7 protein-coding genes and 1 pseudogene are annotated in these 5502 nt (G+C 37.7%); 3 read left to right on the forward strand and 5 right to left on the reverse strand.

Annotated features, from left to right (window positions below; genetic code table 11):
- Positions 1–168: 168 nt before the first annotated feature.
- The 3 genes and pseudogenes from AACL61_RS00125 to AACL61_RS00135 all read left to right on the forward strand — a co-directional run.
- Positions 169–375, forward strand: a pseudogene (locus AACL61_RS00125) (aldo/keto reductase); the annotation flags it as partial.
- Between the two features lie 130 nt (positions 376–505).
- The gene (locus AACL61_RS00130; protein WP_102815860.1) at positions 506–1159 is read left to right on the forward strand and encodes a glucose-6-phosphate 1-dehydrogenase family protein; all 654 of its coding nucleotides are present in this window, start codon (positions 506–508) and stop codon (positions 1157–1159) included.
- 46 nt (positions 1160–1205) lie between these two features.
- Entirely contained in the window at positions 1206–1352 is a 147-nt protein-coding gene (locus AACL61_RS00135; RefSeq protein WP_180977105.1) for a hypothetical protein, read from the forward strand.
- A gap of 80 nt (positions 1353–1432) precedes the next feature.
- Here AACL61_RS00135 and AACL61_RS00140 read toward each other — a convergent pair whose 3' ends face one another.
- From AACL61_RS00140 to AACL61_RS00160, 5 genes are all read right to left on the reverse strand, one after another.
- Positions 1433–2041: a TetR/AcrR family transcriptional regulator gene (locus AACL61_RS00140; RefSeq protein ID WP_003665200.1), complete on the reverse strand. Its 609-nt coding sequence runs from the start codon at positions 2039–2041 to the stop codon at positions 1433–1435.
- A gap of 20 nt (positions 2042–2061) precedes the next feature.
- Positions 2062–3180 carry an ABC transporter permease gene (locus AACL61_RS00145; protein WP_339110795.1) on the reverse strand — a complete coding sequence of 373 codons (1119 nt, stop codon included), beginning with the start codon at positions 3178–3180 and terminating at the stop codon, positions 2062–2064.
- Positions 3177–3899, reverse strand: a complete 723-nt coding sequence (locus tag AACL61_RS00150; protein ID WP_003665197.1) for an ABC transporter ATP-binding protein — start codon at positions 3897–3899, stop codon at positions 3177–3179. Before AACL61_RS00150 ends, AACL61_RS00145 begins: the two co-directional genes overlap by 4 nt.
- Before the next feature lie 129 nt (positions 3900–4028).
- Complete coding sequence (locus AACL61_RS00155; protein ID WP_339110796.1) at positions 4029–4661, reverse strand: GyrI-like domain-containing protein; 633 nt, start codon at positions 4659–4661, stop codon at positions 4029–4031.
- 19 nt (positions 4662–4680) lie between these two features.
- Positions 4681–5331, reverse strand: a complete 651-nt coding sequence (locus AACL61_RS00160) for an MgtC/SapB family protein (RefSeq protein ID WP_042229611.1) — start codon at positions 5329–5331, stop codon at positions 4681–4683.
- Positions 5332–5502: the final 171 nt, after the last annotated feature.

Below are 5502 nucleotides of genomic sequence, written 5' to 3' on the forward strand. Positions count from 1 at the left end.
CCGCCGTATACGGAACCGTACGTACGGTGGTGTGAGAGGTCGATAATTGAACTAATCAATTATCTCCTACTCGATTGTTCAAATCAAGGCTTACCATTTTACATTTATGGGAAAAATGACGACAATGGTTTTGTAGGAATAACTTGAAATGCGAAAGGACGGAGAACAATGATTTTAGATGAGACAATTACGCTTAACGGTGGTGTAAAGATTCCTAAGTTTGCCTTGGGGACCTGGATGATTGATGATGACCAAGTAGCTGAAGTAGTCCGCAATGCAATTAAGATGGGATATCGGCACATCGATACAGCTCAGGCTTATGATAATGAGCGGGGAGTCGGTGAAGGTGTACGAACAGCCGGTATTGGTCGGAACTGGCTTTTATATGGTGATGATGAATTTGTTTTAATGAAGCTATAAAGCTAAATTATGATTCGTGTAAATTAAGAGTCATAGTTTAGCTTTTTTAGTTATGATATTCTTGGATAAAAAGGGGCGAGCTAAAATGACAGCATTAACTGAAAATATGTTTGCAATCTTTGACCAGCCGGAGTTTTCCTTTAAGAAGATTAAAGAAAATCATTCACCAGACGAGGTTGCAGAATTAAAAGAGAAGTTTAAAGCAGTTTGGCAAGTGTGGAAGAGGGTAAATCAAACCGTCGCTAGTCAATTACCAACAGACCAATTTGCAAAGGTTCACGTTGAGAGTTGGACGAATGGTTGGAACCTGCGCGACCATTACTGGGCCTCTTATCGCTTAGCATCGTTGGCAGACTATAATCCCTGTATTGGGGTGATGCTTGATAAAAAGCAGTTACAGGTCTACCTAATGTTTCAACACTATAAGAGTGAACAACGACAAGGTACGCCGGATGAATACAATCAATTACTGGATAAAGTACCAGAATGGGCTAATAGTATTGACGTCGCTCACTGGTATCTCTGGGATAAAAATGAAATGGAATTTACTGATCACTTGCCCCTATCCAAATACCTTAATAATCAGGATATTCAGCAACAATTTAATACCGAGGCCCGACAAACAAGTTTCTTACTTGGAAAGTTTGCATTTCGGGGAATAGATCAAGTTGATGATATGGAACAATACATCAGTTCAGTTATTAGGCAACTTATCCCACTATATGAAGAATTGAAGTGAAGATGTAACGGGGATCTTAAGTAGAAAAAATATTGAGGTGTTTTAGATGAAAGAGAATTCCCAACAATTACAACAAGATATTAAACATGATCGTCAAATGATTGAATCATCATTTAATAGCAATAAGTTGTTTACGCCTAAAGAGATGAAAGAACGATTTGGAAAATTCGGCTGGGGAAAACATGCAGATTAAGTACAAGTTGAATGAAATAATTGATTTGTAGCATAAAAGGCACCAGAAGTCGTCAGTCATAACTTCTGATGCCTTTTTAGTTAATATTTAAGCGTTAAATTCGCTAAAATTTGTTTTTGAATAATGTCAAGATCATCATCATTGACGGGCAATCCTAATAACTTGTTTTGTAAGACATAGACAAGAATTGGCCCAATAAAAATTCGCGCAATTTGGGGTGGAGTTAATTTTGAATTGATTTCTGGATAGGTATTAAATTTCGCTAGAATCTCAACGTTATTAGCAAAAAAATCTTGGTATGATTTTTTTGTTAGTTGGCCTGTCAGCACTTCTTGAAAAATTAAACGGATGAAATCAAAATTTGCTTCAATAAAATTGATTCGGTCCGTTACGACAAATTTTACCAGAGTAGGGAGGTCAGCTTGATCATCAAGATTGCTAAAAAAATTATTTTTAATTTCTATTAAGATTGGTTGAAGCAATTTAGCAAGTAAATCATCTTTGGAGGAGAAATATTTATAAATTGTTCCTTCACTAACACCAGCTTGTTTAGCGATTTTTGCCGTAGTGGTAGCATGAAAGCCATTATTTGCAAAAAGCTTTAACGCTGTGGTTAGAACTTTCTTTTTACCAGCTGGCATTTTTGCATTGGCGAGTTGTTCTTCATAATTTGCTAAAACTTGCGTCATTTAATTCACCTCTTAATAAATTATACTTTGCGATACCGTTTGAGACCAATAATATTTAACCACAGAAGAACGACGAGGAAGATAAGCAAGGCTAAAATATCGCCGCCAAGACTAGCTAAGCCTTTTCCGTCCATGACAATTTGAGTAAGAGCATCTCCTGTATAGGTTAATGGGAGAATCTTTCCAATATATTGAACCCAGTGAGCCATGGAGTCGAGCGGAATAATCCCGGAGAAGAAAATTTGTGGAACAACAACTAACGGAATAAACTGCATCATCTGAAATTCAGAATTAGCAAGTGTTGACATTAAAATTCCGAAAGCGAGGGCAACGAGAGCAAGGAGCACATTAATGATAATGACGTTAAAGACGTTTCCGACAACTTCTACTTTTAGAAGCCAAACAGTTGCCAGGACAATTACAGTTGATTGGATAATTGAAATGATCCCATAGCTTAACATATACCCAAAGACGATTTCACTTCTTTTTACCGGAGTCGCAAGTAAGCGGTCAAGAGTACCAGAAGTCCGCTCTTTTAATAAGGCCATTCCAGAAATTAAAAAGACAAAGAAGAAAACAAAGAATCCCATCAAAATAGGTACAATTTTAGCGAAGAACCCCGTGTCGGCATCCCCGTATTGGTAATGATTACTGATCGTTGGTGAATTGCCAGACTTAGTTGTTGAAATTGGCATAGTAGGATTTGTCGTTTTAACAATTGTTTGTAATTGCTGAATACCATTTGCTAATGAGCTAATAGTAGTTTTTGTAATTGCAGCATTCAATGCCTGTTTTGTTAATGCTGTTTTTCCTGAGTCAGTATTCGCATAGGTCACATTATATTTATTTTTTGCTTGATTATATTCGATAATGGCATCCGTAGAATTATCTTTTAGCTTTTTTCTTGCGTGTTCCATCGAACTAGGCGTAACAGATACGCCATCCACTTTTTCGAGATTACGTTCAATAGATTGGCTGACATTTACTGTTGAAATATTAACGTTAGTGTTAGAACTGGCAGAAAACATTACGTTCATTAACCACATAATTAAGATTGGGGCTAAAAACATCAATGCTAGCGTTCGTTTGTCACGAAATAATTCTTTTAAGACGCGTTTAGTAATTGCTAGGGTTCTCATGCTTCTTCCTCCTCAGCTTTTAGAAAGACATCTTCAATCGTTGGCACGCCATATTGCTTTTCTAGTTCTTTTGGTGAAGCAAATGCAATTACATCCCCATGCAAAAGTAGCGCAACTCGGTTGGTAAGTTCCGTTTCATCCATGACGTGAGTAGTAATAAGAATACTTTGTCCCTGATTACGAAGTTTAAGGAGCTCTTGCCAAATTTGTCGACGAAGAGCAGGGTCAATTCCTACAGTCGGTTCATCAAGAATTAATAGTTCTGGCTGGCCCAGCAACGCAATCGCCAGTGAAAGTCGTCGCTTCATCCCCCCAGAATAACCACTAACGCGCTGATTGAGGTGATTTTGAAGATTAACAACTTTACTGACATGGATAATTTCTTCGGAGAGTTTTCTACCAGTTACCCCCTTCATCTTGCCAAAGAATTCAAGGTTCTCTTTAGCTGAAAGACTTTCGTATAAGGCATCTGATTGCGCCATGTAGCCGATTTTACTAAGCACTTTTCGATTTGGCATCGTTTTGCCAAGAACAAGGGCAGTTCCTTGAGTAGCTTTTTCCATTCCTAACATTGTCTTGATTGCGGTCGTCTTTCCCGAACCCGAGGGCCCAATTAGCCCAACAATTTCACCGGGAGTGACAGTTAAATTAATATCGTGAAGAATGGTACGGTCACCGAATTTCTTACTCAAGTGACTAAGTTGAATAAGATCTGCCATATTTAATTCCCTCATTTCTTTTTGGTGAGTAAACACTTACTTTTTTGTTTTATTATAGTGAGTGTTTACTCACCAGTCAAGACGAAAAATAAAACACTACTAATAGAGGTTCACCTATTAATAGTGTTTTTAATTGTTTTTTACCGGAATACGCAATACCGTTTTTAGATTTTCAACCTTCGTCCGCCGGGGATCTGACAAATAAATTTCATGGTGATGCCGATCATCGTTAATATCTACTTGTAAACCCTGTTCCTTAATAAACTTATGTATTTTGTCGATCGTTGCTGGTTCATCATCGTATGACCCGATATGAAGTGCTTGCACACAGAGGCCTTCGTGCATTGATAGGAATTCTACGTTATGTAAATCAAGTTGCTTTTTTTCGCTAGCCTCTTGAATTGCCCAGTCAAAAACATCTTGAGTAACAAAGTCGGGAAGGCGAATCATTGCAATGAAATAGAACTTTTCTTTGTGAGCGTAGTCAATTCCAGTGATACCATCTTGCCACCATAGTCCTTCTAGTGGGGGAACAACAAAATCAAAATAATCTGGAATTTGGTAGGTGCCTTTTTTGCTCATTTTAATGGTATAAGCAATAGCGTAAAGCTTTTCAATTGCTTTTTTATACTCACTATTTTCTTGATTAGGATCCCCATGTCCCCGCACAGCAAGATACTTCATTATCGGTACATTAATTAGACTGGGATTCTTTCCGGGGACATACAATTCTTTCTGCTCTTTTCTGAAATTATAAGCCATCTTGTCACTTCCTATGTTTTTATTCTAGCTCAACTTTTTTAATGTTGCCCAGCTCAGTAAGGTCAGTAAAGACGTTTTCTGATTTGAAGCCAGATCTTAATTCACCATAAAGTTGACAGGAGATTTTTCCGTCTCCGTAATCATAGATCGAGTATTTAAGCGGAACTTCAAAATATTTTTTGTTTAGCTGATTAATAAGTGTATGCAAATCATCAGTATTTCCTTCTAATTGAATAAAGCAGGAGAATCCTTTACCTTGCCTAAGTGCAAACTGATCTAGATATTTTCCAATAACTTCTGCTAAAAGAACGCAACAAGTGCCAATAATCCCAATACTGTATAAACCACTACCATAGGCAAGACCGATTGCGCCGGTAACCCAAATTCCAGCTGCTGTAGTTAAGCCATCAATTATTTCATCATGGCGATTAATGATTGTCCCAGCGCCTAAAAAACCAATCCCACTAACAACTTGAGCGGCAATCCGTGATGGGTCAACGTTCCAATTGCTATGGGTAACTTTCAGTAAATCAAAAAATCCATACTTAGAAATAATCATGACCATTGCTGCCCCTACCGCAATTAAGGCATGGGTCCGAATTCCAGCCATTTTAGCCTTACTTTTTCGCTCAAACCCAATGATTCCACCACATAAGGCAGCCATGAGCATTCGTAAACACCAGTCAAGCCTAAGCAACGATTACCCCTCCTTTACCAAAAATCAATTATTATCAATTTTATTAGCCTAACTGTACTATATCGCGTTTAGATGTCCCGAAATGTCAATTTAAGTTAGAAAAAAAGTAGTTGCTCATCAGTGACATACTTCATGAATACCTCG

Origin of the sequence: Limosilactobacillus reuteri subsp. porcinus (assembly GCF_036621895.1) — a bacterium.
Taxonomy (GTDB): domain Bacteria; phylum Bacillota; class Bacilli; order Lactobacillales; family Lactobacillaceae; genus Limosilactobacillus; species Limosilactobacillus reuteri_J.

What these genes read in the sequence shown, in the direction of transcription:
- AACL61_RS00140 (WP_003665200.1), bottom strand. Translation starts at nt 2,041, where the DNA reads ATGACGCAAGTTTTAGCAAATTATGAAGAACAACTCGCCAATGCAAAA.
- AACL61_RS00145 (WP_339110795.1), bottom strand. Translation starts at nt 3,180, where the DNA reads ATGAGAACCCTAGCAATTACTAAACGCGTCTTAAAAGAATTATTTCGT.
- AACL61_RS00160 (WP_042229611.1), bottom strand. Translation starts at nt 5,331, where the DNA reads ATGCTCATGGCTGCCTTATGTGGTGGAATCATTGGGTTTGAGCGAAAA.
- AACL61_RS00135 (WP_180977105.1), top strand. Translation starts at nt 1,206, where the DNA reads ATGAAAGAGAATTCCCAACAATTACAACAAGATATTAAACATGATCGT.
- AACL61_RS00150 (WP_003665197.1), bottom strand. Translation starts at nt 3,899, where the DNA reads ATGGCAGATCTTATTCAACTTAGTCACTTGAGTAAGAAATTCGGTGAC.
- AACL61_RS00130 (WP_102815860.1), top strand. Translation starts at nt 506, where the DNA reads ATGACAGCATTAACTGAAAATATGTTTGCAATCTTTGACCAGCCGGAG.
- AACL61_RS00155 (WP_339110796.1), bottom strand. Translation starts at nt 4,661, where the DNA reads ATGGCTTATAATTTCAGAAAAGAGCAGAAAGAATTGTATGTCCCCGGA.